This window comes from Propioniciclava tarda (assembly GCF_900182665.1).
In the GTDB taxonomy this organism is placed as follows: domain Bacteria; phylum Actinomycetota; class Actinomycetes; order Propionibacteriales; family Propionibacteriaceae; genus Propioniciclava; species Propioniciclava tarda.
In genome coordinates, this window is the sequence record NZ_FXTL01000018.1 from 39,953 (window position 1) to 63,318 (window position 23,366).

At 68.3% G+C, this 23,366-nt stretch carries 19 protein-coding genes, 1 tRNA gene, 1 other RNA gene and 1 pseudogene; 6 read left to right on the forward strand and 16 right to left on the reverse strand.

Going from position 1 to position 23,366, the window contains the following annotated elements; genetic code table 11:
- The first annotated feature begins 1 nt into the window (after nt 1).
- Nucleotides 2-511, forward strand: coding sequence for a cation transporter dimerization domain-containing protein (locus FN821_RS15120; RefSeq protein ID WP_479681059.1), 510 nt, complete (start codon nt 2-4; stop codon nt 509-511).
- Nucleotides 512-614: 103 nt separating this feature from the next.
- Here FN821_RS15120 and FN821_RS12125 read toward each other — a convergent pair whose 3' ends face one another.
- Both FN821_RS12125 and FN821_RS12130 read right to left on the reverse strand, forming a co-directional pair.
- Nucleotides 615-1,763 (reverse strand): tyrosine-type recombinase/integrase, encoded by a 1,149-nt coding sequence (locus FN821_RS12125; protein WP_131172862.1) that lies wholly within the window; start codon nt 1,761-1,763, stop codon nt 615-617.
- 158 nt (nt 1,764-1,921) lie between these two features.
- Nucleotides 1,922-1,994, reverse strand: a tRNA-Arg gene (locus tag FN821_RS12130).
- 902 nt (nt 1,995-2,896) lie between these two features.
- On the opposite strand from FN821_RS12130, the gene FN821_RS14320 reads away from it, so the two are divergent.
- Entirely contained in the window at nt 2,897-3,052 is a 156-nt protein-coding gene (locus FN821_RS14320; RefSeq protein ID WP_165489364.1) for a hypothetical protein, read from the forward strand.
- 216 nt (nt 3,053-3,268) lie between these two features.
- On the opposite strand, the gene FN821_RS12135 is transcribed toward FN821_RS14320, so the two are convergent.
- Nucleotides 3,269-4,540: an aspartate kinase gene (locus FN821_RS12135; protein WP_241660244.1), complete on the reverse strand. Its 1,272-nt coding sequence runs from the start codon at nt 4,538-4,540 to the stop codon at nt 3,269-3,271.
- 145 nt (nt 4,541-4,685) lie between these two features.
- Between FN821_RS12135 and FN821_RS12140 the strand changes: the two genes are divergently transcribed.
- Nucleotides 4,686-5,219, forward strand: coding sequence for a DUF1707 SHOCT-like domain-containing protein (locus FN821_RS12140; RefSeq protein ID WP_165489363.1), 534 nt, complete (start codon nt 4,686-4,688; stop codon nt 5,217-5,219).
- Between the two features lie 8 nt (nt 5,220-5,227).
- Nucleotides 5,228-6,193, forward strand: a complete 966-nt coding sequence (locus FN821_RS12145) for a Gfo/Idh/MocA family protein (RefSeq protein WP_131172859.1) — start codon at nt 5,228-5,230, stop codon at nt 6,191-6,193.
- A 58-nt stretch (nt 6,194-6,251) separates the two neighbouring features.
- On the opposite strand, the gene FN821_RS12150 is transcribed toward FN821_RS12145, so the two are convergent.
- On the reverse strand, nt 6,252-6,992 hold the full coding sequence (locus FN821_RS12150) for a PRC-barrel domain-containing protein (protein WP_131172858.1): 741 nt from the start codon (nt 6,990-6,992) through the stop codon (nt 6,252-6,254).
- A gap of 72 nt (nt 6,993-7,064) precedes the next feature.
- On the reverse strand, nt 7,065-10,244 hold the full coding sequence (ileS, locus tag FN821_RS12155; RefSeq protein WP_131172857.1) for an isoleucine--tRNA ligase: 3,180 nt from the start codon (nt 10,242-10,244) through the stop codon (nt 7,065-7,067).
- Between the two features lie 490 nt (nt 10,245-10,734).
- Here ileS and FN821_RS12160 point away from each other — a divergent pair, with 490 nt between their 5' ends.
- A complete protein-coding gene (locus FN821_RS12160) occupies nt 10,735-11,004 on the forward strand; it encodes a DUF6498-containing protein (RefSeq protein ID WP_277751034.1) in 270 nt (89 codons plus the stop codon).
- Here the strand turns inward: FN821_RS12160 and FN821_RS12165 are convergent.
- From FN821_RS12165 to FN821_RS12215, 11 genes are all read right to left on the reverse strand, one after another.
- Nucleotides 10,994-11,821, reverse strand: a complete 828-nt coding sequence (locus FN821_RS12165) for a Cof-type HAD-IIB family hydrolase (RefSeq protein WP_131172855.1) — start codon at nt 11,819-11,821, stop codon at nt 10,994-10,996. The two genes, FN821_RS12160 and FN821_RS12165, sit on opposite strands and share 11 nt — an antisense overlap.
- 109 nt (nt 11,822-11,930) lie before the next feature.
- Nucleotides 11,931-12,992 (reverse strand): ABC transporter ATP-binding protein, encoded by a 1,062-nt coding sequence (locus tag FN821_RS12170; RefSeq protein ID WP_131172854.1) that lies wholly within the window; start codon nt 12,990-12,992, stop codon nt 11,931-11,933.
- Entirely contained in the window at nt 12,992-13,837 is an 846-nt protein-coding gene (locus tag FN821_RS12175) for an ABC transporter permease (protein WP_131172853.1), read from the reverse strand. The genes FN821_RS12170 and FN821_RS12175 overlap by 1 nt, the downstream gene beginning before the upstream one ends.
- Nucleotides 13,825-14,733: an ABC transporter permease gene (locus FN821_RS12180; protein WP_221929120.1), complete on the reverse strand. Its 909-nt coding sequence runs from the start codon at nt 14,731-14,733 to the stop codon at nt 13,825-13,827. Before FN821_RS12180 ends, FN821_RS12175 begins: the two co-directional genes overlap by 13 nt.
- Nucleotides 14,730-15,884, reverse strand: a complete 1,155-nt coding sequence (locus FN821_RS12185) for an ABC transporter substrate-binding protein (protein ID WP_131172852.1) — start codon at nt 15,882-15,884, stop codon at nt 14,730-14,732. Before FN821_RS12185 ends, FN821_RS12180 begins: the two co-directional genes overlap by 4 nt.
- A 137-nt stretch (nt 15,885-16,021) precedes the next feature.
- Nucleotides 16,022-16,621 (reverse strand): recombination mediator RecR, encoded by a 600-nt coding sequence (gene recR / locus FN821_RS12190; RefSeq protein WP_131172851.1) that lies wholly within the window; start codon nt 16,619-16,621, stop codon nt 16,022-16,024.
- 24 nt (nt 16,622-16,645) lie between these two features.
- On the reverse strand, nt 16,646-16,960 hold the full coding sequence (locus FN821_RS12195) for a YbaB/EbfC family nucleoid-associated protein (RefSeq protein WP_241660243.1): 315 nt from the start codon (nt 16,958-16,960) through the stop codon (nt 16,646-16,648).
- A gap of 78 nt (nt 16,961-17,038) precedes the next feature.
- Nucleotides 17,039-19,471 (reverse strand): DNA polymerase III subunit gamma and tau, encoded by a 2,433-nt coding sequence (locus FN821_RS12200; RefSeq protein WP_421958055.1) that lies wholly within the window; start codon nt 19,469-19,471, stop codon nt 17,039-17,041.
- Between the two features lie 101 nt (nt 19,472-19,572).
- Nucleotides 19,573-19,669, reverse strand: an RNA gene (gene ffs / locus FN821_RS12205) — signal recognition particle sRNA small type.
- Nucleotides 19,670-19,676: 7 nt separating this feature from the next.
- Complete coding sequence (locus tag FN821_RS12210; protein WP_131172849.1) at nt 19,677-21,071, reverse strand: MFS transporter; 1,395 nt, start codon at nt 21,069-21,071, stop codon at nt 19,677-19,679.
- Nucleotides 21,072-21,156: 85 nt separating this feature from the next.
- Complete coding sequence (locus FN821_RS12215) at nt 21,157-22,371, reverse strand: MFS transporter (protein WP_131172848.1); 1,215 nt, start codon at nt 22,369-22,371, stop codon at nt 21,157-21,159.
- 32 nt (nt 22,372-22,403) lie between these two features.
- Here FN821_RS12215 and FN821_RS12220 point away from each other — a divergent pair.
- Nucleotides 22,404-23,264: pseudogene (locus tag FN821_RS12220) on the forward strand (IS3 family transposase); the annotation flags it as partial.
- Nucleotides 23,265-23,366 lie beyond the last annotated feature (102 nt).

Sequence of the window (23,366 nt, forward strand, 5' to 3'; positions counted from 1 at the left end):
TGTGCCCGGGGTAGGGGAGGTCCACGACCTCCACATCTGGACCCTGACAAGCGGGATGGAGGTCGCGACCGTGCACATCGTTGCCGACGACGACGCCACGTGGCATCGCGTGCTGGACTCGACACGCCAGATCCTCACCGAGAACTGCGCCGTCACTCACCCCACCATCCAGCTCGAACCCGCAGATCACGTCGAACGCACGGCGGATTCTGACCGGGGCGTCTGTAACGGTTTTGGTCCACCTGGCCCCCGATGTTGTACACAGGTCTGCGGCCGGGCGCGGGGGCAGGGCGTTCACACCAGCGCGAGGCGGCTGCAAAAGGCCCACCCGACGGCAACGAGGTTGGAGATTCGTCAGGTGAAACGCAGGCCGAGGTTGCCGCATGGTGCCCCTTTGAGACCTCACAGCCCAGGTTGGGGGGCCGCTCGACGAGGCTCTGTGGTGATGGGCGCCTGCGCCTGGCCTCTACCCCCGCAAGGTCTCCAAGCCAGGTTCTTAGCGCACAGATAGCGCAGAAAGTCGTAGGACAAAAATCGAACAAGTTCGAAAAGAGCAGTGTTTAGCCTCGTTGTGGCGCGGATCGCATTGGCGGAGGATACGAGATTCTGAACTCCTACTCGGCTTCGGTGCGAATTGCGAGAAGGCTCAATCGCGCAGCCAATTCTTGGTCACGCCCCCGCGCGGCGTGCTGGTAGATCATCGCCGCGTCCGGGGTGGCGTGACCGAGGCGGGCTTGGAGTTCCGCTGTCGTCGCGCCGGCCTGGGCTGCCAAGGTGGCCCCGGTATGTCGGAGGTCGTGGAAGCGGAGGTCGGCCCGTCCGACCGATCGGCGCGCACGGTCCCAGTGCTTGAAGAGCACCGACTCGTGCAGGTGTCCGCCGGCCTCGCCGGGGAACAGCAGTGCGTTGGCGTCCGACTTCACGAACGCCTTGAGGTGGCGCTCGAGCGCGGGGAGGACGTGCGGAGGTACCGCCACCCGCCGGGCGCCGGCCTTGGTCTTGGGCGGGCCCACCTGGGTGCCACCCGGCAGGAAGCTCACCGATCGCGCGACACGGAGCTGGCCGGACGAGAGCGTGACGTCCTTGCGTCGCAGCTCGGCCACCTCGCCGTAGCGCAGCGCGCACCACGTCGCGAGCAGCACCGTGAGCCCCAGACGCTCCGGCATTGCGGCCACGATGGCGTCCAGTTCAGAGAGCGACGCCGGCTCGATCTCGTGCTTACGACGTGCGACTCCGGCGCCGCGGATCTGCACCGGGGATGCAGCGATCAGCTCATCCTGCACGGCGTTGTTCATGACCGTCCGCAACAGTGCGTAGGCCTTGGAGCGAGCTCGCGGCGCGGTATTCGCCATCGTGGTGTCGTGCCAGGCCCGCACGGTTCCGCGGGTCACCTCAGACAGGCGCACGTCACCTAGCGTCGGCAGGATGTGCAGCTCAAGACTCCGCCGGTAGTCGAGTGCCGTGAGCGGCCTCAATCGTCCGCGAGACACCCCCTCGGCCAGCCACCGTTCGGCGTACGTCCTTACCGTCTCGGCAGCCGCCCTTTGCGCGGCAGCTTCGATGCCAGCTCGCTCCGCCGGAGCAATCCACTCGTCCCGCTCGATCAGTCGGCGCTCGGTCGCGAGCCAGCCCTCGCAATCGATCTTCGCCTCGAACGTGATGGGCGCGTTGTGCCTCACTTGGTCAGGGCCCAAGTACGACGCCTGGTACCGCCCCGACGGCAACTTCCGGATGTAGCCAAACCCTCGTCGTCGCTCAACCATCGGCCTGCCTCCTCGTCAGACAGCCTACGTCGTGCGATAAACGTGCGATAGCGAGGGCGTTTCGTGTCCACTCGCGGGCACTCGGGGGATCTGGCATGAGCGACCCGTGGAGCCTAAAAGGCCTAGTCAGTGAGGCTAAATGACCTAGTCAGGAGCGGCGACCCCAGCAGGATTCGAACCTGCGACACAAGGTTTAGGAAACCTCTGCTCTATCCCCTGAGCTATGGGGCCTCGGCGCGGACGCCAGCATGCATGTTAGTGGACGCCGATCTGAACGAGTCCGGCTGCGCAGGGGGCGCCACATCAGCGACGGCTGCATCATGGTCGACTTCGATGGCAGCCAGATCAATGTCGTGTCGTGAGGCTGGTCCAGGCTGACCGCGTCCTGGCTCAAACCCACCGGCGGATGAGCCATCGCGTCCCGCAGCCATGTCATGGACCTCGCTTGGACGCGCCCCGTTCGAAGCTGATCCCCTCGACCGGCTACCAGTCGACCGGGGTAGCAGTAGTTGGCACCTCGTGCGATCGGGCCGAAGGATTGCCAGCATCAGGCATTCGCGTGCAGCCTCGAGAGGGAGCACCATGACGGACACCAACGCGGAGAGCGAGAAGCCCAAGGGGCCGGACAAGGCCTCACGCACCGACCCGCGCCGACGGCCGCCCCTCAACCTGACAAACGGATGGCTTGTTGCGGCCCTGGTGCTATGGCTTCTAGCCGCCTACGCCGGAACTGTCGCAGAGGCGCTGCCCCGAGAGGTGATCTACACGACGAGGGACGGGCAAGGGATCGGCTACTGCCAGGACTACTTCCGTGAAGCCGTCGCCCGAGGGGACGCTTCGAACTACGAGTACTGCTCCACTGACACCGTCTTCGGACGGCGGCTACCGGAAGGCCACCAGTCTCATGTGGGTGCAATCCAGTTGGGGAGCATCAAGCCAGCCGACTTCTTGGTAGCCGCGCTCAAGCCTGACCTGTGGCTGACAGTCGGAGTCGGTGGAGTAGCAATGATCCTGCTCTTCGTCTTCGCTCGCGCAACGGGAACCCTACGAGGAGGCCTTGCCGTGAGCATCGCTCTGTCTTTCTCGGCCTCTTGCTATTCCCGACAGCAATCACCGCTCGCATCCCCGGCGACATGCGTGCGCAACTCGTCACGGCGTTTCAGTGGATCGTTGTCTTCTACTTCGGTTCCGAGGCCGCCGTCCAGGCGTGGAAGATCTCACATCGGGACGGGTCCAACATCACGGGCGACATGCCCGACCACCAGTCACCGATCGACCAGGCGGACTGACCCACTCACATGCTCGGGCCACTCTCTGCAAGGTACGGCCTAGTGTGCGAGACCCTGACGCTCTGACTTGACCGTCGCTTCCGCCAGTACTCGCATGGGGCCGGACGGGTAGCTGGCTCCGCCCCATGCAGGAAGCGGACGCGTCAGCGACCGGTTCCTGCATCGCAAGAAGCTGCCGCTTGCGGCAGATTCGCCCCCATGCAGGAAGCGGACGCGTCAGCGACCGGTTCCTGCATAGACAACCGCCGCGTCCGACCCGTCCAGCCCGAAGGCGGTGTGGGCGGCGCGGACGGCCTTGTCGACATCACCTTCGGCGATGACGACAGAGATCCGGATCTCGGACGTCGAGATGAGCTGGATGTTCACGTCGGCGTCCGCGAGGGCCTTGAAGAACGTCGCCGCAACGCCGGGCGTGGTGCGCATGCCGACGCCCACGATGGACACCTTGCCGACGCTGTCGTCCGACAGGGTCTTCGAGAACCCGATGGACTCGCGGGCCGCGGCGAGGGCGTCCAGGGCCTTGGTCAGGTCGCCCTGCGGGACCGTGAACGTGATGGCCGTGGTGTCATCCGAGACCGACTGGTTCTGGGTGATGGTGTCGATGTTGATGCCGGCGCCCGCAACGGTCTCCAGGACCTGAGCGGCCTCGCCCGGACGGTCCGGCACGTCGACGACGGTGACCTTCGCCAGGGCCTTGTCCTGGGCGACACCGGTGATGATCGGGTTCTCCATGCCTGACTCCTTCTTCTTGATGTCGGATGCGTCCTTGAGCCAGGTGCCGGGCTTGTCGCTGAACGACGAGCGCACGTGCACCGGAACGTTCTCGCGCCGGGCGTACTCGACGCAGCGCAGGTGCAGGATCTTGGCGCCGTTGGCGGCCAGCTCCATCATTTCCTCGAACGCGATCTCGGGGATCTGCTGCGCCCCCGGCACCACGCGCGGGTCCGCGGTGAAGACGCCGTCGACGTCGGAGTAGATCTCGCAGTAGTCCGCCTTCAGCGCGGACGCCAGCGCCACGGCCGTCGTATCGGACGCCCCGCGGCCGAGCGTGGTGACGTCCTTGGTGGACTGAGAAACGCCCTGGAACCCGGCCACGATCACGATGTCGCCGTCGCCGAGCGCCGTCTCGATGCGCCCGGGCGTGATGTCGATGATCCGCGCGTCGCCGTGCTTGGCGGTCGTGATGACGCCTGCCTGCGACCCGGTGAACGAGCGAGCCGTGTGTCCGAGGTCGTTGATCGCCATGGCCAGCAGCGCCGCCGACATGCGCTCGCCTGCGCTGAGCAGCATGTCGAGCTCGCGCGAGCGCGGCTTGGGCGACACCCGCTGCGCGAGGTCGAGCAGTTCATCGGTGGTGTCCCCCATCGCGGACACCACGACCGTCACCTCGTTGCCCTGCTCCTTGGTGTCGACGATGCGCTTCGCGACCCGCTTGATGCTCTCGGCGTCCGCAACGGACGAGCCGCCGAACTTCTGCACAACGCGCACGAATCCTCCTTGGTGGAAAAACGGCTCTACTGTGCCATAAGTCATCACGTCCTCTGGCCGATTTCGCAGGCTGGCGCCTCGTCCGGACGCCTTCGGCGCCGGTCCCCAGGGGCTCGGTGGCAGCGCCTCACCTACCATGGAGGCCATGACCTCCCCGGCCTCTTTCCCGCAGCGGCTGTCCGACGGCGAACGTGAAGCCGCCGTCGCCGCCCTGCGCGCCCATCTCGACGCCGGACGCCTCAGCGGCGACGAGTTCGCCCAGCGCTCGGACGCCGCGCGGGCCGCGCTGACGGCGTCCGATGTCGTGCCGCTCTTCACCGACCTTCCGGCGCCGCATCCGCTGTACCTCAACATGGCGCAACCGACCTGGAACACCTACCCGGGCGGCACGACGTCGGCCCCGACCTACGCCCCCGAGCCGGGCGCGCCGACCTACCAGACGCCGTATCAGCAGACGCCTCCGACCTATTCCGGCACGGTCGTTCCCACCTCGCAGGGCCCGCTGTCGAGCTTGAACCCGAAGACCCTGTCCACGATTCATGCGCTCATCTGGCCGGTGGCGATCCTGCTGTTCGTGACGGGGAATGGCGGCTTCTGGGTGATCATCGCGGCGATCGTGGCGAGCAGCCTGCTGGGCGGATATCAGCGCCGCGGACGCCGCCAGCCTCCCCCGTACTGAGGCCGGCGATGACCGTCCGTTGGGCCATCGCCGGCACCGGCAAGATGGCCGCAGTCTTTGCAGCCGAGTTCGCACACGTCCCCGACGCCGAGCTGGTCGCCGTCGCGTCGCGGGACGCCTCGAAAGCCTCCGAGTTCGCGATGCCGTTCGGCGCGCGCGGCTGCACCTACGACGAGCTCTGGGCGTCCGGCGACGTGGACGCCGTATACATCGCGACGCCGCACACGTCGCACGCGTCCGTGGCGCTGGCCGCGATCGCGGCTGGCAAGGGCGTCCTGGTCGAGAAGGCGTTCACAGCTTCGCTGGCTGACACCCGGGCCGTGATCGAGGCGGCCCGGGCGGCGGAGGTGTTCTGCGCCGAAGCCATGTGGACGCGGTTCCTGCCGTCGGCGTCCGAACTGAAGAAGCTGGTGGACGCTGGGGCCATCGGCGACGTGCGCTCGGTGCAGGGCGACCTGACCGCCTTCCGAGCGTTCGACCCGACCGATCGGCTGTTCGACCCGGCCGCGGGTGGCGGGGCGGTGCTCGACCTCGGCGTCTACGTCGTCGCGTTCGCCCAGTGGTTCCTGGGGACGCCGACGCGCGTCTCCGCCGTCGGCGGGCGCCTGCCGAACGGCGTCGAGGGCGAGGTCGGCATGCTGCTCGGCTACGACGGCGGACGGTTCGCCTCGCTCGGCATCGCGTTCACCACCTACGGCCCGGGCCGGATGGCGATCATGGGCACCGAGGGCTGGATCGACGTCCTCCCCCGCTTCCACCGCCTACCGCGGTTCGTGGTCCACCGCCCGGGCGTGGAGGACGTCACCGTCGAGCCGTCCCGACTGGGCGTCGGCTACGCGCACGAACTCGCTGAGGCGTCCAGGTGTATCGCGGCCGGGCTGACCGAAACCCCCGTCATGCCCCTCGACGACACTCTCGCCGTTGCCGCCACCCTGGACGAGGTGCTGCGACAGCTCGGGGACGCCCACCTCTGATAGCTGGCGGAATGAGTCTCGGAGAGCGATACCTATTCCGCCAGCTTCCCGCTTCAGCTCAGAGGTCGTCTTCGAGATCCAGATCCGGACGCCGCCCGTGGGCGATATCCCAGGCCGCTTCGCGGGTCATCACATCGAGTTCCGCTGCTCGCTGCTGAGCAAGGTCCTCGCCTGTCAGTTCGACCGGCTTCGACTCGGACGCCTGCCAGCCACCGGACGCCGCCGGCTTGGACGCCTCGTAGCGGACGCCTGCCCACTGCACCTGAGGCGCGTGGCCCTGCGCGGCGAGCCGGTGATCGTGCGCTTCCAGGTCGGGCGTGTCGACGAGCGGCGCCTTGGCCGCATCGCCCGCGTACGAGCCGTCACGCAACGGATCGGCGCGGTGAGCCGTCGAGACGGCCTCCTCCACGGCCTGCTCTGCGCGGCGCAGGGGCGCGTCAAGGTCGGTGAGGGGGCCCGGCTCGGAGTCGTCCTCTCGCCCGAGCATCGCCGGATCGAGCCCGAAGTGGGCGTACAGCACGGCCTCCTCCCCGCTGGAGAGGTGCTCGTCCTCCAGGACATCGGGGGCCGCGACGACGGCGTCCTTCGTGAACGGCAGGCGAAGGCTGCCGTCGAAGCTCGCCCCGACCAGCGGGACGAACCAGGTCCGGCGCCGGAAGAGTCCTGACTTGATCGTCGCCCAGGCGGCCTCGCCGGACGCGTCGTCGAGGTAGACGTCGCCGACCGACCCGATTCGGACGCCTCTGCTATCAACTACGGGCGCACCCCGCAGCACCTCGACGTTCACGTGCTCGGTCATCGCTCCCTTTCGTCGCGTCCCACGTGTGACTTTGTTGGCATAGTCGCCGACAAAGTCACACGTGAAGCTGGCTCAGGCCTTGGCGATCTGCACCGCTAGGCCCAGATCGTCGTCTGCCACCCAGTCTGACCGGGACGCATCCACCTCCGTGAGCGAAACGGCCAAGACCTCGTCGGCGATCATCGCGGCGTGCGTCCGGACGGCGGCCGCCAGGTCGGCGTCCGTCGCGCGCCAGAGCACCGAGATGCGGTCCGAGACCTGCAGGCCGGACGCCTTCCGCGTCTCCTGCAGCGTCCGGACGACCTCGCGCGCCAGTCCGGCCCGCGCCAGCTCGGGCGTGATCGTCAGGTCGAGCGCGACCGTTTCACCCTGCTCGTTGACCACGGACCAGCCCTCACGCGGACGCTCGCTCACGATCACCTCGTCGGCCGTCACGGGCGTGCCGCCGGCATAGTCGACCGTCGCCGATCCCGTCGCGGCTAGCGCGGACGCCAGCGCCGCGGCGTCGGCGTCCGCGATGGCCTGGGCGACCTTCGGGGTGTCCTTGCCGAAGCGCTTGCCCAGGGCGCGGAAGTTGCCCTTGGCGCTGTAGTCGACGACGTCGCCGGCCGAGGCGAACGACTCGACCGCGCCGACGTTCAGCTCGGACGCGATCTCGGCGATCAGCTCAGGCGTCAACCGGGCGTACGAGCTCGACGGCACCAGCACCCGCGAGAGCGGCTGCCGGGTCTTCACCTTCGCCTCCGAGCGGGCGCCGCGCCCCAACTCGACGAGGCGACGGGTCAGGTCCATCGCGGCGTCCAACTCGGGATCGATCGCGGCAGAGTCCACCAGCGGCCACGACGCCAGGTGCACGGAGGCGGGGGCGTCCGGGACGGCGGCGACGAACAGGTCCTGCCAGACGCGCTCGGTGACGAAGGGTGCCAGCGGCGCCATGAGGCGCGTGACGGCGTCCAGGGTCTCGTGGAGCGTCCAGAGGGCGGCGGGATCGCCGTCCCAGAAGCGGCGGCGCGACCGCCGGACGTACCAGTTGCTCAGCTGGTCGACGAACTCGCTGATGAGCGAGCCGGCGCGCTGGGTGTCGAAGTTCTCCAGCGCGGCGGTGACGTCGCGCACCAGTTCGTTGCGGACGCTGGCCAGCCAGCGGTCCATGACGGGCCTGGACGCCAGCGCCGGGGCTTGCCCCACCGGGGCCCAGCCGTTGGTGCGTGCGTAGAGACTCTGGAACGAAACGGCGTTCCAGTAGGTCAGCAGCACCTTGCGCACGGTCTCGGTGATCGTCGAGTGCCCCACCCGGCGCGACGCCCACGGCGAGCCGCCGGCGGCCATGAACCAGCGGACGGCGTCCGCACCGTGGGCGTCCATCAGCGGGATCGGCTCGAGGATGTTGCCGAGGTGCTTGCTCATCTTGCGGCCGTCCTCGGCGAGGATGTGGCCGAGGCAGAGGACGTTCTTGTACGAGCTCTGGTCGAAGACCGTCGTCGAGACGGCCATCAACGAGTAGAACCAGCCGCGGGTCTGGTCGATGGCCTCGCAGATGAAGTCGGCCGGGAAGGCCTTCTTGAACTGCTCCTCCGAGCCGGAAACGTACGGGTAGCCCCACTGCGCGAACGGCATGGCGCCGCTGTCGAACCAGGCGTCGATGACCTCGGGGACGCGGTGCGCGATCTCGCCGCAGTTCGGGCACGGGAACGTCACCTCGTCCACGAACGGACGGTGCGGGTCGAGTTGGCTCTGATCCTTGCCCGTGAGCTTGGTCAGCTCGGCCCGTGAGCCCACGCAGGTGTCGTGCTTGTGGGCGCAGCGCCAGATCGGCAGCGGCGTCCCCCAGTAGCGGCTGCGCGACAGCGCCCAGTCGATGTTGTTGTTGAGCCAGTCGCCGTAGCGTCCGTACTTGATGTGCTCGGGGTACCAGGTGGTGTTGTCGTTCTCGCGCAGGAGGGCGTCCTTGACCTGGGTCGTCCGGATGTACCAGCTGGGCTGCGCGTAGTAGAGCAGCGCCGTGTCGCAGCGCCAGCAGTGCGGGTAGCTGTGCTCGTAGGGCAGCTCGCGGAACAGCAGCCCGCGCTTGTCGAGGTCGGCGACGAGGGTGGCGTCCGCGGTCTTGAAGAAGACTCCTCCGACGAGGTCGAGGTCGGCGTCGAAGGTGCCGTCCGGGCGGACCGGGTTCACCATCGGCAGCCCGTAGGCACGGCAGCTGATCATGTCGTCCTCGCCGAAGGCGGGGGCCTCGTGGACGAGTCCGGTGCCGTCCGAGGTCGTGACGTAGTCGGCCATGATGACGTAGTGCGTCCCGCCGACGACGTCGGGGAACTCGACCAGCTCGAACGGACGCTGGTAGCGCCAATACTCCATCTCCTTACCGGCGAAGGTCTGGCCGAGCTTCCAGCCCTCGCCGAGCACCTTCTCGGCAAGTTCCTCGGCGAGCACCAGCGTCTCGTTGCCGTCGGACGCCACGACGTACGTCACGTCCGGGTGCGCCGCGGCGGCGGTGTTCGAGACGAGCGTCCAGGGCGTGGTCGTCCAGACCAGCAGGGACGCCTTCCCCGCCAGCGGGCCGGACGTCAGCGGGAAGCGGACGTACACCGACGGGTCGATGACGTCCTCGTAGCCCTGCGCCAGCTCGTGGTCCGACAGGGTCGTGCCGCAGCGCGGGCAGTAGGGGGCGACGCGGTAGTCCTCGCTCAGGAGCCCCTTGTCGTAGATCTGCTTGAGCGCCCACCACTCCGACTCGACGTACTCCGGCTTCATCGTCCAGTAGGCGTCGTCCAGGTTCACCCAGTAGCCCATCCGGTGGGTCAGCTCGACGAAGGCGTCCACATGCTTGCTGACCGACGCGCGGCAACGCGCGTTGAACGCGGCGATGCCGTAGGCCTCGATGTCGGGCTTGCCGTTGAAGCCCAGCTCCTTCTCGACGGCGAGCTCGACGGGGAGGCCGTGACAGTCCCAGCCGGCCTTGCGGTCGACGCGGTAGCCCTGCATCGTCCGGAACCGGGGGAAGACGTCCTTGAAGACGCGCGCCTCGATGTGGTGCGTCCCGGGCATGCCGTTCGCGGTCGGCGGGCCTTCGTAGAACGTCCAGGGCTCGCCGTCGGCGGTCTTCTCCAGGGTCGCGGCGAACGTGCCATTGGCATCCCAGAGGTCGAGGATCTCGCGCTCCATCGCCGGCAGGTCCACCTGCGGCGGTACGGCTTTGTAGAGTCCGGACGCCGTCGGCTGCGGCGTTGCTTCGGTCGCGTCGTGCGCGGTCATCTCGATCCTTCGTCGTTCATCGCCGGGCGGCGTCTGTGCTGACGAAGGGACGAGGTCTGGACGCTGGCGTCCGGCGGCCCCGCGGTACCACCCTTCTTGGGACGCGTCCGGTTCGTAGCTCTCGCCACACCCCGGGGGACGTCCCCGCTTCGTTCACGCCACGGCCGGTTCTAATGAGCTAACCCAGGCTTCGACAGGCTCAGCCAACTGATCAGCCGTTCTTCCGGCAGCTCCGGGGTGATGGCCCCATCGACGCCTGTGGACGTGTTGCGCAGTCTACGCGCGGCGTCCGGACGGAAGAAATCCCGACCGGAGCGCTGACGAACCGAGGGGTGATTGGACCGGCCGTCGCGGCGTCCGATAGAAGAGCCGTCCCTTCACTGCTCGTCGTGAGCGTCTCGTCTTGGTCCCAGCGCGTACCGCCGTCGCGCCTGCTGCGGCTCGGATTCACCCTCGCGACGAACTTGCTGCTGCTCGCGGGCGTCGCCTGGTGGGGCCTGCTCAGAAGCAATTTGGGCCGGTGGACATCATGTTGTGGCCGTACCCGCGCATCCTGGTGCTGCACGTGACCGTCATCCTCGGGCTGCTGTTGGTCAACATCCCGGCCACCACGTCGCCGGACGTGGCGAAGGGCGTGAGGGTCGTGCTGCTGCTCGTGGCGCTCAAGCTGATCGCTGAGGTGCTGATCGACGTGGTTGGCTTTTCGAAGACGGTCAGCAGCCCCCACCGCGCTGACCGAACCGAACCGCCTACTGGCTAGCCAGAATCCTTTCGATCACCAGCGCGACGCCGTCGTCGTCATTGGACGCCGTCCGCTCGTCGGCCGCGGCGAAGGCTTCTGGGGTCGCGTTGGCCATCGCGACGCCGACCCCCGCCCAGCGCAGCATCTCGACGTCGTTGAGTTCGTCGCCGAGCGCCACGACCTCGGACGCCTCGATGCCGAGGTGCGCGCACAGCGCCGCGAGTCCCGATCCCTTGTGAACGCCCTCGGCGGACACCTCCAAGAAGGGCGTTCCCGACGTGAGGCAGTGCACCCCCGGGATCGCCAGCGACCGTGCGGCGTCCAACAGTTCTCTCGGTGACACGGACGGATGCCGCACGACGAACTTGACCGACGGCTCCGCCAGCACGTCGTCGAGGTCGAATTCGGGCAGGGGCTCGTGACGGCCGTGGTCGCCCGGATCCATCAGTCCGACGTAGCCGTGCTGCGGGTAGAACGCGTTGCCGCCGTCGCGCACCGACACGCAGCGCACGTCCGGGAAGAGCGTCCGCAGGCCCGCAAACAGCGCGAACTGCGCGTCGGCGTCCACGAGTCGTTCGAAGAAGACCTGACCAGACCCCAGGTGGACGCCGATGGCCCCGTTCGCGCCGATCACTGGCCCCTCGGCCAAGTAGGTGCCCCGGACGCCGTGCGCGATCGAAAACGGCTGGCGTCCGGACACCGGAACGACCAGGACGCCCGCCTCGCGCGCGGCCTCCAGCGCGGCATGAGTGCGCGGGCTGATCGAGCGCGGCGGGGTGGTCGCGGACCAGGTGAGCAGGGTGCCGTCCAGGTCCGTCGCGATGAGCCTGATCATGGCCTCGACCCTAGAGACGGGCCGTCACCGTGGCCAACCGCCGGACCGGTCCGCCGACCTCATCGCGCAACGACGCCTCAGCGGGAGGCTGCGGACGCAATCGATCGAGTCAGGACGTGGCGACCGCGAGGGCCGGGACGTCCTTGAGGATGACCTCGACCTCATCGCCGGGCGCCAGGCCGGACGACTCCCCCACGCCCAGCTGAGCCACCACGAACCCGCCCGGAACCTCGACGCGCACCTTGGCGTGCGACCCCAGGAAACCGGTGATCTGGACGCGTCCGGCGCGGTCGGCGGCGACACCCGCAGCGGGCCGCAGCGTGATGTTCTCCGGACGAATCAGCACCGTGACGTCCCCGGACGCCGACCCCGGCAGCAGCGGAACCGTCTGCCCGAGCACGGACGCCGACGACCCAGCTGAGCGACCCGGCAGCTTGTTGGTCTGGCCGATGAAGTCGGCGACGAAGCCCGTCACGGGACGGCTGTAGATGTCCGCGGGGGCGCCGATCTGCATCAGCTTGCCGCTGCTCATCACGCCAACCCGGTCGGCGACGACCAAGGCCTCCTCCTGGTCGTGGGTCACGAACAGGGTCGTGATGCCGACCTCCTGCTGGATGCGCCGGATCTCGTCACGCAACTGGACGCGCACCTTGGCATCCAGGGCGGACAGGGGTTCGTCCAGCAGCAGCACCTTCGGCCGCACCGCCAAGGCGCGCGCGAGCGCGACGCGCTGCTGCTGACCACCCGAGAGCTGATGCGGGTACCGGTCGGCCTGCGTGCCGAGACCAACCAGTTCGAGGTTCTCGGCCACGATCTTGCGCCGATCACCCGCCACCTTGCGCAACTCGCACGCGAAGTCGATGTTGCCCGCGACCGTCATGTGCGGGAACAGCGAGTACGACTGGAACACCATCGCCATGTCGCGGCGGTTCGCTGGCTTCGCGGTGACGTCCTCGCCGTCGACGACGATCGACCCGGAGTCGACGTCCTCAAGGCCCGACAGCGCACGCAACGCCGTCGTCTTGCCGCAGCCGGACGGCCCCAGCAGCGCCACCAGCTCGCCAGGCGCGATGTCGAGCGAGAAGTCGTCCAGGGCCCGGACCGACCCGAAGACCCGGGTCAGGTTCCGAAGCTGGACGCCGCGCCCCGCGCTGGCCGAAGTCTGGGTCATCAGTCCTCCACAGTGACAGGCGCGAGAGTGCGCGCACGGCGACGCTCACCCAACCCGACGATGAGGTCGAGCGCAACGAGAAGCAGGGTGGTCAGGCCGAGGCAGAGCAGCGACACAGCCGCCGCCACCTGACCGTCCGACAGGTTGATCTGGAACAGCGAGGTCTGCAGGTTCGTCCGGGCGAGCATCCGGGCGAACGTGAACTCGCCCAGCACCACCGCGATCGTGATGAAGCAGGCGGACACGATCGCGCTGCGCACGTTGGGCACGATGACCCGCCACAGCACCGTCCACCACGAGCCGCCGAACGACCGCGTCGTCTCCGACAGGGTCTTCAGATCGATCGAGCGCAGGCCGGCGTCCAGCGAGCGGTACACGAACGGCAGCACCAAGATCACGTACGCGAACGCCAGCCAGATCGTGTTGGCGTCCAGGATCTTCGTCGAGATCACCGCGTAAATCGGTGCCAGACCGACGACCAGCACGACGGCCGGGATCGTGAGCGGCAGCAGGCAGATGAACTCGACGATCCGCGACAGCTTCGGCAACCGCAGGCGCACCAGCATCATCGTCGGCAGCAGGATGCCGATGGCGAGCACCACCGTCATCACCGCCATCACCAGCGAGTTGAACAGGCCCTCGCGCAGCAGGTCCAGGCGCCCCGAGTCGTCCGGAGCGATCAGCGCGAGCCAGGCGTTGGCGTCCACCTTGCCCGTCAGGGGGAAGCGAACCGAGAAGTCCGCCAACGACACCAGCGGGAGCAAGAAGTACACGGACGCCAGCGCGATGACGACCACGCGGAAGGTCTTCGCCCCGCTCTTGGCGCGGGCGTTCACGCCTGCCATCTCGACGCCCTTCTACCCAAGACGGCGTAGCCCCACATCACCAAGGCGACGACGATGATCATGCCCAGAGCGAGAGCCTGGGCGTAGGCGTCCATCCCGAGATCGTTCTCGTTGCGCAGGGCCGACTCGATCTCCATCGGGACGATGATCGTCTGCTGGCTGATCAGCGCGGCCGCCGTCGCGAACGCCGAGAACGAGTTCGCGAAGAGCAGCAGATAGGAGCCCAGGAAGGACGGCAGCAGGATGGGTCCGGCGACGCGCGTCCAGTAGGTGACGCCGGTGCCGCCCAGGTTCGCGGTCGCCTCGCGCCACTGCGGCTTGAGACCGTCCAGGGCGGGCAGGAACACGATCACCATGAGCGGGATCTGGAAGTAGATGTAGACCACGCCGACGCCGAACAGCGTCGACAGCATGGCCGGATCGAGGCTGAACCCGACGGTCTGGGTCATCAGCCGGGTCACCATGCCGTTGATGCCGATCGTCGCGATGAACGCGAACGCCAGCATGACCCCGCCGAACTGGGCGACGACCGACATGAACGCCGTGAACGTGCGCCGCATCAGGCTGCCCGAGGGAGCCGTGGCCAGGGCGTACGCGATGAGGGCCCCCGCGACGGCGCCGATCAGGGCCGTCACCGCCGACACGACCAGCGAGTTGATGAAGATGCCGATCGTGCGCTCGGACAGCGCCTGCGTGATGCCGTTGAGCGTGAACACGCCCTCGCGGCTGCGGAAGGCGCCGACCACGACCAGGAGCGTCGGCAGCACCAGGAAGATCGCCGTGTAGGCGAAGAACGGAACAGTGCCCGCGACGCTCAACCACGGCCCCCGACGCCGGGACGCCGCAGGTGCGGCGTCCCGGCTGTGGGTCGGTGTTACGGAAGGCGCGACGCTCACGCGACCGCGGCGTCCCAGTTCTTCTTCAGGAAGTCGTTCGCGGCCTTCGACTGATCCGAGGTCGGGGTCTTGGGCGTCCCGTCGACCTTCGGCAGGTTCGCAGCGGAAGCGGCGTCAATGGTGCCAGCGGCCTTCATCGACTCGTACAGGATCGGCGAGGCGCCGCCCTTGATCCAGGCGTTCTGGCCGGCGTCGGAGTACAGGTACTCCTGGAACAGGCGCGCGGCGGCCGGGTGCGGGGCGTCCACGTTGATGGCCTGGTTGTAGTAGGACGCGATCTCGCCACCCTTGGGGACGAACGTCTTCCAGTCGACGCCCTTCGCCTTGAGGCGGGCGATCGTCGACACCTGGTTGTAGGACCAGTCGAAGACGACGCCGTGGGTGCCCGCGTCGATCGTGCCTGCGGTGACGTCGGCCAGGTTCAGCGAGCCGGCCTGCTTCATCTTCTTGACCCAGTCGAGGCCGGGCTGCAGGTTGTCGAGCGTGCCGCCGTTGGCGTTGTTCACCATCAGGAAGCCGTTGAACGCGGCGCCGGCCTCGGCGGGCTTGCCGTTGAACGCGACCTGGCCCTTGAACTTGGGATCGGTCAGCTGGTCGAGGGAGGTGATCTCACCGAACTTGGTGGCGTTGTAGCCGACGCTCATGATGCCGGTGTAGTCGTTGACCCACAGGCCCGTCGACTCCTTGTTGCCGGCCGGGATCTTGTCCCACTGAGCAACCTTGTACGGCGCAAAGTACTTCGTGGACGCCATCGTCACGGCCGTGCCGAGGTCGAAGACGTCGGGAGCGTTCGCGGTGCCCTTGTTCTTCTCGGCGGCGTCGATCTCTTCCTTGGACGAGGCGTCCGGCAGGATCGAGTTGACCTTGATGCCGTACTTGGCGGCGAAGTCCTTCTTGATCTGGCCGTAGTTGGCCCAGTCGTCGGGAAGGGCGATGACGTTGATCGTGCCCTCGGCCTTGGCGGCCGCGACGAGGGCGTCCATGCCGCCGAGATCGGCAGCGGACGTGGCGGTCTTCGCCTTGGACGCCCCGGCAGCTGCGCCGCCCCCGGCGCTTCCGGTCGATGCCGGCGTGGCGGAACCACCACAACCGGACAGGGTGAGGCCCAGCACGGCGGCTGCGGCAACGAGAGCGAGTGGGGACTTCTTCACGGCTTTCCCTTCGGGACTTTGGTCTGGCAGACGCCGTGACCACTGTCACGGCGCCGTGTGAAGACACGCTACGGGTAGATGAACGCAGAGGGAACGGCCAACGACCTTGTTGGGCTACTCAGAGGGGTTTTCTTAGGTCAGGCGCCGACGCGGCGGCGTCCGGAGAAGGCGCGACCCAGCGTGACCTCGTCGGCGTATTCGAGATCGCCGCCCACCGGCAACCCGGACGCGAGCCGCGACACCGTGATGCCGGTCGGCGCGAGCATGCGCGCGATGAAGGTCGCCGTGGCCTCGCCCTCAAGGTTCGGGTCGGTGGCCAGAATGACCTCGGTGACCGTGGAGTCCTGGAGGCGGCGCAGCAGCTCGGCGATGTGCAGGTCGCCCGGACCCACGTGATCGATCGGCGAGATCGCCCCGCCCAGCACGTGGTAGAGCCCCCGGAACTCGCGGGTGCGCTCGATCGCGGCCACGTCCTTGGACTCCTCGACCACGCAGATACAGGTGCGGTCGCGGCGCGGATCCCGGCAGACGCGGCAGGTCGTCCCTTCGGAGATGTTGAAGCAGACGTCGCAGAACTGCACCTTCTCGGCCACCGTCACGAGTGCCTGGGCCAGCTTCTCGACGTCGGCCTTGTCGGTCTGCAGCAGGTAAAAGGCGATGCGTTGGGCGCTCTTCGGGCCGATCCCGGGGAGCCGTCCGAGCTCGTCGATCAGCTCCTGGATGGGACCTTCGTACACGTCACGCTCTCGCTCGGGGTCGGCTCAGAAGCCGGGGATCTGCGGCAACGACGCGGACGCCAGCGCCTGGGCCTTGTGCGCGGCGTCGCGGAAGGCGGCCACGATCAGGTCCTGCAACGATTCGACGTCGGCCGGGTCGCACGCCTCGGGCTTGATCGTGATGTCGACCAGCTCCTGCGTGCCCGACATCGTCACCTCGACCAGGTCTCCGCCCGCCGAGCCCGTGATGCGCTTGTTCGCCAGCTCGTCCTGGGTGTTCTTGAGCTGCTCCTGCAGTGCCTGGGCCTGCTGCAGCAGCGCGCCCATGTCGAAGCCGCCCTCGGGGTTGAACATGCTCATCGCTTCGTCCTTTCTTCGCCGGACGGGTCGTTCGGACGCCGCCGCGTCAGTATGTCAGGGCCCTGGTGGGCCGTCGGGTCAGGGTTGCGGGTCTTCGAAGATCAGCTCGGCGCCCAGCTCTTGGGCGAGCAGGCCCTCGACGTCCAGGTCGCTCGAGTCGAGGTCGACGTCGTCGCGGGTCTGCTCGACCTCGTCTTCGGGCGGCTGTGGCGACAGCTGCGTCTTGCGGATCTTCTCTTTCGCCAGGGCCGCCGGGCTCGGCGCGGGTGGGGCAGAGGGCTCGGGCGGGTGGGGCTCGTCGTCTTCGGGCGGCGGCTCGTCCCGTTCGTCGCGGCGGTACGGGGCGGGGGCCGCCGCGGCGGCGTCCGGCTGAGGACGCGACGGGGCGGCGTCCGGCGTGGGGCCACCGCCGTCGACGATTGTCTCGATCGTCGGGGCGATGCCCAGCACCTCGATCAGAGACTCGCGCAGGATGTCGGGGCTGCCCCCGCGGCCGAAGGTCTCACGGGCGCCGGCGTTGTTCAGCGCGATCGTGAGCACGTTGTTCACGAACGAGTGCACCTGAGCGTTCTGCGACAACACGATCCAGGTGACGCGGCGGCGTCCCTTCACCGCGTCCAGGACCTGCGGCCACATCCGCCGGACATCGGCGGTCGTCAGGCTGCCGGGATCACCGGACGCCGCCGGCGCCTGGTCGGCTTGTGGCTGGGGGGTGACCGCAGTGTCAGCGGCGGTTGGGCGAGGGCCGCTCGGCTGCGGCGCGGCAGGCTGAGGGAGCCGCGCATCGGGCCAGTCGTCGGCAGGACGCTCGGAGGCAGGCCGCGCGGCGGTCGGGCGCTGCGCGGCAGGATCGGCCGCGTCGCCCTGGGGGCGTCCGGGCTGCGCTTGGCGCGGCTCGGGGCGTCCGGTGTCGGGCTGGGGACGCTCCGACTGGGGCGCCGAACCGTAGGGCTCAGGGGCGTCGCGGTGCGCTTCGGGCCGACCAGCAGGGGCGACCGGATCACGAGGCGACGCGTCCGTCGTCGGCGCGGCGGGACGGCGTCCGGACGCCTGCTCCGCCGCACGCGGACCTGCCGGCAGCGAGCCCTCCCCCACCATGCTGAGGCGACGCTCCAACCGATCCAGCCGGGCGTGGACGCCGCGGGCGTCGACGTCGGCCCCCGGCAGCAGGACACGGGCGCACATGAGCTCGAGGTGCAGCCGCGGGGCGGTGGTGCCGCGCATCTCGGTGAGCCCCTTGGCGATCACCTCGGCGGCCCTCGTCAGCTCGCCCGGACCCATGCCGGACGCCTGCGTCGTCAGCCGCTCGGCCTGGTCACCGGAGACCTCGACGAGGCCGGACGTCAAGGCGTCCGGGACCGCCGCGACGATGATGAGATCCCGAAGGCGACGCAGCAGATCTTCGGCGAAGCGGCGCGGATCCTGGCCGACCTCGATCACCTTGTCGATGCAGGCGAACACCCCCTCGGCGTCGCCGGCGGCGAAGGCGTCCATGATCTCGTCGAGCAGCGTGTCGGGGGTGTAGCCCAACAACGCGGTGGCCTGCCGGTACGAGACGCCGCCCTCGGCGGCGCCGCCGAGCAGCTGGTCGAGCACCGAGAGCGAGTCGCGGACCGAGCCCGCCCCGGCCCGGACCACCAGCGGCAACACCGCCTTGTCCACGGCCACCCCCTCGGCCGTGCACAGCTGCTCCAGATAGCCGGCCAGCACCTTCGGCGGCACGAGCCGGAACGGGTAGTGGTGCGTGCGCGACCGGATGGTGCCCAGCACCTTCTCGGGCTCGGTCGTGGCGAAGATGAACTTGACGTGCGGCGGAGGCTCCTCGACGAGCTTGAGCAGCGCGTTGAAGCCGGCGTTCGTGACCTGATGCGCCTCGTCGATGATGTAGATCTTGTAGCGACTGTGCACGGGCGAGAAGAACGCCCGCTCGCGCAGATCACGGGCGTCGTCGACCAGGCCGTGCGTGGCGGCGTCCATCTCGATGACGTCGATCGAACCCGGGCCGCCGCGCGCCAGATCGCGGCAGCTCTGGCAGACGCCGCACGGCGTCGGCGTCGGGCCCTCGTCGCAGTTCAGGCAGCGCGCCAGGATGCGGGCACTGGTCGTCTTGCCGCAGCCCCGCGGCCCCGAGAACAGGTACGCGTGGTTGACCCGGTTGTTGAGCAGCGCCCGGCGCAGCGGATCGGTCACGTGGTCTTGCCCGATGACATCGGCGAACGTGTCGGGACGGTAGCGCCGGTACAGCGCCAGCGGCGCCTCCGGCCTCGACTGCGGGGTGCTCGGGCGCGACGGCGGCAGGAGCGAAACCGGTTCGGACGCCGACGCCGCGGTCGCCGGATCGTCGGGGTCGATCGGGATCTCGTCGAACGTGTCCTCGTCCAGATCAAGGTCGAGGTCGACCACCGATGGGGGCTCGTGGGTGACGATCAGCTCGTCGGGCTCGAGACCAAACAGGTCGGGACCGTCTTGCGAGGGCAGGTCGAGATCGTCGTCGTCGGCCGAGCCGAACAGGTCGTCGAATCCTGAGTCGCTCACGAGGTGAACCTTACGGGGTGGGACTGACAAGAAGCGCGGGCCGCGAGGTCTTCATCCACTCACCGGCACCCGGAGACGCAAAGGGGCCCCCGCGCACCTGACAGAGCTCGCTTGCCCTTGCTGCCTTCCGGCCCTGGGGGAGTTGGGCGAGGTACCACCGCGCGGGGACCTTGGCGCAACTCTAGTCGACGCCCGCGATGCCCAGCGAATCGCCCGAGGCCGGCTGGACGGGGGCGTTCGCGTAGGCGTCCGACAGGCGACGGTACGGACGCGAGACCAGCGCCGCGAGCGTGATCGCGAGCCCGACGACGCTCGCGATGACGAAGACCGCCGCGATACCGCGGGCCTGACCGTCGCCCAGCAGCCAACCCCAGGCCGCCTTGCCGTCGGCGGTCGCCAAGGACGGGATCAGCCAGAACTGCGCCACCGGACCGACGATGAAGGCGCTGATCGGGGACGCCGCCACCTCGATCGCCTGCGCGAAGCCGAAGACGCGGCCCTGCTTCTCGTAGGGCACCACCCGCTGCAGGACGGTCTGCTCGGCCGCCTCGGCGACGGGCATGATCGCCATCCAGGCCAGGATGCCGACCACCGTCAGCCAGATGTTCTCGCGGATCGTGAACCCGATGCCGATCACCCACATCACCACGTTCGCCAGCAGCAGCGCCCGCACGGGCTTGGTGCCGAGCCCGAACTTGGCCACCCAGGCACCGCCGATCATGAAGCCGAAGCTCACCCCACCCCAGATGAAGCCCCACACCTCGACGGGCACCAAGGTCAGGCCGTACGGATCCATCAGCGCCATGAAGACGCCGCCCAGGAGGTTGTTGAAGGCGCTGAACACGATCAGCGCGACCAGCCCCGGCACACCGATGACGATGCGCCACGCCATGGCGAAGTCCACGGGCTGGGGCGCGCCGTCGGCGTGGACGACCTGCGGCTCGGGGATGCGGACCGTCCACAGATGCAGCAGCGACAGCAGCGTGAGCGCGACCGCGATGACGAACGTCCAGGTCATGCCGAGGCGTCCGACCGCGAGCCCGCTGAACACGCTCGTGACGGCGAAGCTCAGCCCGTTCACGATACCGACCTGGCCGTTCGCCTTGTCGCGCTCCGGCGCTGGCACCAGCAGCGTCACCGTCGTCGACAGGGCGATGCCGCGGGCGCTCTCGACCACGGCGCCGACCAGCACCAAGAGGCCGAGGGCCCAGAACGCCGGCGAGCCGATGTCGGTGAAAGCCGAAGTCGGCAGCATGAGGAACAGCGCGAACGCGATCGCGAAGGCCACCGCCGTGACCAGCTGGGCGCCGAGCATGATGCTCTTCTTGCGCCACCGGTCCACGAGACCGCCGAACGGGACGCCCATCACGGCGAGCAGCAGCATGTAGGTGCCGCCGAGCAACGAGGTCGCGAGCACGTTGCGGGTCTCGAGGTAGATCCAGAAGACCAGCGCGAACCAGAGGAAGCTCGTGGTCAGATTGGCCACGAACGTGTTCGCCAGCACCTGGGCGAACGCGCGTCGGCGCTCGGACGCCTCCGCCGTTCGGTCGGCTTGCTTCGGGTTCGATGAGGTCAACAGATGCTCCTGCCGGGCTAGGAGGACGTGTCTACCAGGGGCGTCCGACAATTCGCGAACACCCAGCAAAGGTCACGAGCAGACCTCAGCCCACGAGACCGGGCGGATGGTTCAACGGGCCCACCGCGAAGCCCGAGCCCACGGCGTCCTGCCTGGACTCGGCCGGCGGCGCGGCCGCCGCGTAGGCGTCCGACATGCGACGGTATGGACGCGAGCGCATCGCGACCAACGTCATCACCAGGCCGACGGTGCTGGCGAGGATGAAAACGGCCCCCCGCTGCAAGACGGTGTGCTCAGCGGCCTCGGAGACGGGCATCACGGCCACGAAGACCGCCATCCCGGGCACGGTCAGCCACAAGTTCTCGCGCAGGGTGAAGACGATGCCCACCGACCACATCAGCGCGGTGGTCAGCATCATCGCGCGCAGGGGGCTCCGACCGAGCCCGAACCGCGTCACCCATGCCCCGCCGAGGACGAATCCAAAGCTGACGACCCCCCAGATCAGCCCCCACGTCTCGACGGGCACGAGCGTCAGGCCATAGGGGTCCATGAGCGCCAGGTAGACACCGCCGATGAGGTTGTTGAAGGTGGCGAAGAAGACCATCCAGCCCAGCCCCGGCACCGAGCGGACGCCCTCGATCGCGCCTTTGAAGTCGACCGGACGCGGCACCCCCTCGGCGTGGACGATCGTCGGCTCGGGAATGCAGACGGTCGCCACGTGGGCCAGCGACAGCACCGTCAAGGCGACGGCGATCACGAAGGCGGCGGTCATGCCGAGGCGACCGACGACGAGGCCGGCGAGCACCGCCGTGGCGGCGAAGCTCATGCCGCTGATCATGCCCAGGAAGCCGTTGGCGCGGTCCCGTCCGGCGGGCGGGATGAGCAAGGTGACCGTCGTCTTGAGCGCGATGTCGCGCGAGCTTTCGACCACGGCGCCTGCGAGCACGATTCCGCCCAGCAGCCAGAACCCAGACGAGCCGACGGTCGAGAACGTGCTGCTGGGAAAGGCGAGGAACAGGCCGAGGCCCACGCTGAACGCAACGGCCGTGATCACCTGCGCCGCGACCATCACGCGCTTCTTGGGCCACCGGTCGACGAGGCCACCGAACGGGACCGCCATCACAGCCAACATGAGCATGTACCCGCCGCCGAGGAAGGCGGTGGCCATGACGTTGTGGTTCTCGAGGTAGATCCAGAAGGTCAGCGAGAACCACAAGAAGCTGGTGGTGACGTTCGCCACGAAGGTGTTGACGAGGACCTGCCTGAACGCGCCGGCGCGCGCCTCGTCGTCGTCATACATTGGCAAAGGTCTCCTCTAAAGCTGCCTCAGTCAACTCCGCCACCTTCGAGGTGAAGCGACTGTGTGAGCTCGTCGAGATCGAGCGTTCCTCCTACTACGCCTGGAAGGCCGGGGCGCCGGCCCGGGTGGCCGCGGACGCGGCGCTGGCGGAACGCATCCGGGTGATCCATACCGCCGACAACACGGTCGGAGCGCCGCGGGTCACGGCAGAACTCAACGACACGGTCACGGCTGGTGTGCGGGTCAACCACAAGCGCGTCGCTCGGGTTATGCGCTGGGCGGGGATCGCCGGCTATGTGAAGAAGCGACGCGTCCGCACGACGATCCCGGACCAGGCCGACCAGAAGGTCCCCGACCTGGTCAAAAGGGACTTCACTGCCGATGCCCCGAACCGTCGCTATGTGGGCGACATCACCTATCTGCCACTCGCTGATGGGGGGAACTTGTACCTGGCTACCGTCATCGACTGCTTCAGCCGTCGGCTCGCGGGCTGGGCGATCGCTGACCACATGCGTACCGAACTTGTCGAAGACGCGCTCAAGGCTGCCGCCGTGACCCGCGGCTCCCTGGCCGGAGCGATCTTTCACAGCGACCACGGGTCGGTCTACACGTCGAAGGACTACGCCCGACTGTGCAGGAAGCTGGGCGTCACCCAGTCGATGGGAGCCGTCGGCACGTCGGCCGACAACGCCCTCGCGGAATCGTTCAACGCCGCCCTCAAAAGCGAGGTCCTCCAAGACGCCGCGTGCTGGACCAACGCACCCTGCTGTCGCCGGCAGGTCTTCAGATGGCTGACCCGCTACAACACCAAACGACGCCACTCCTGGTGCCGCTACCGAACACCGATCGCGTACGAGACCAGCTACACCGCTACGCTGCCAACCGCCGCCTAATCAAACCGGCTCTTCACAATCCAGGGTGTAGGTGGGGTCTGAAGCCGCCGGTTTCGAGTAGTGATCTGGCGATGTAGTGGGTGAGGTTCCGGAAGCCGAGGG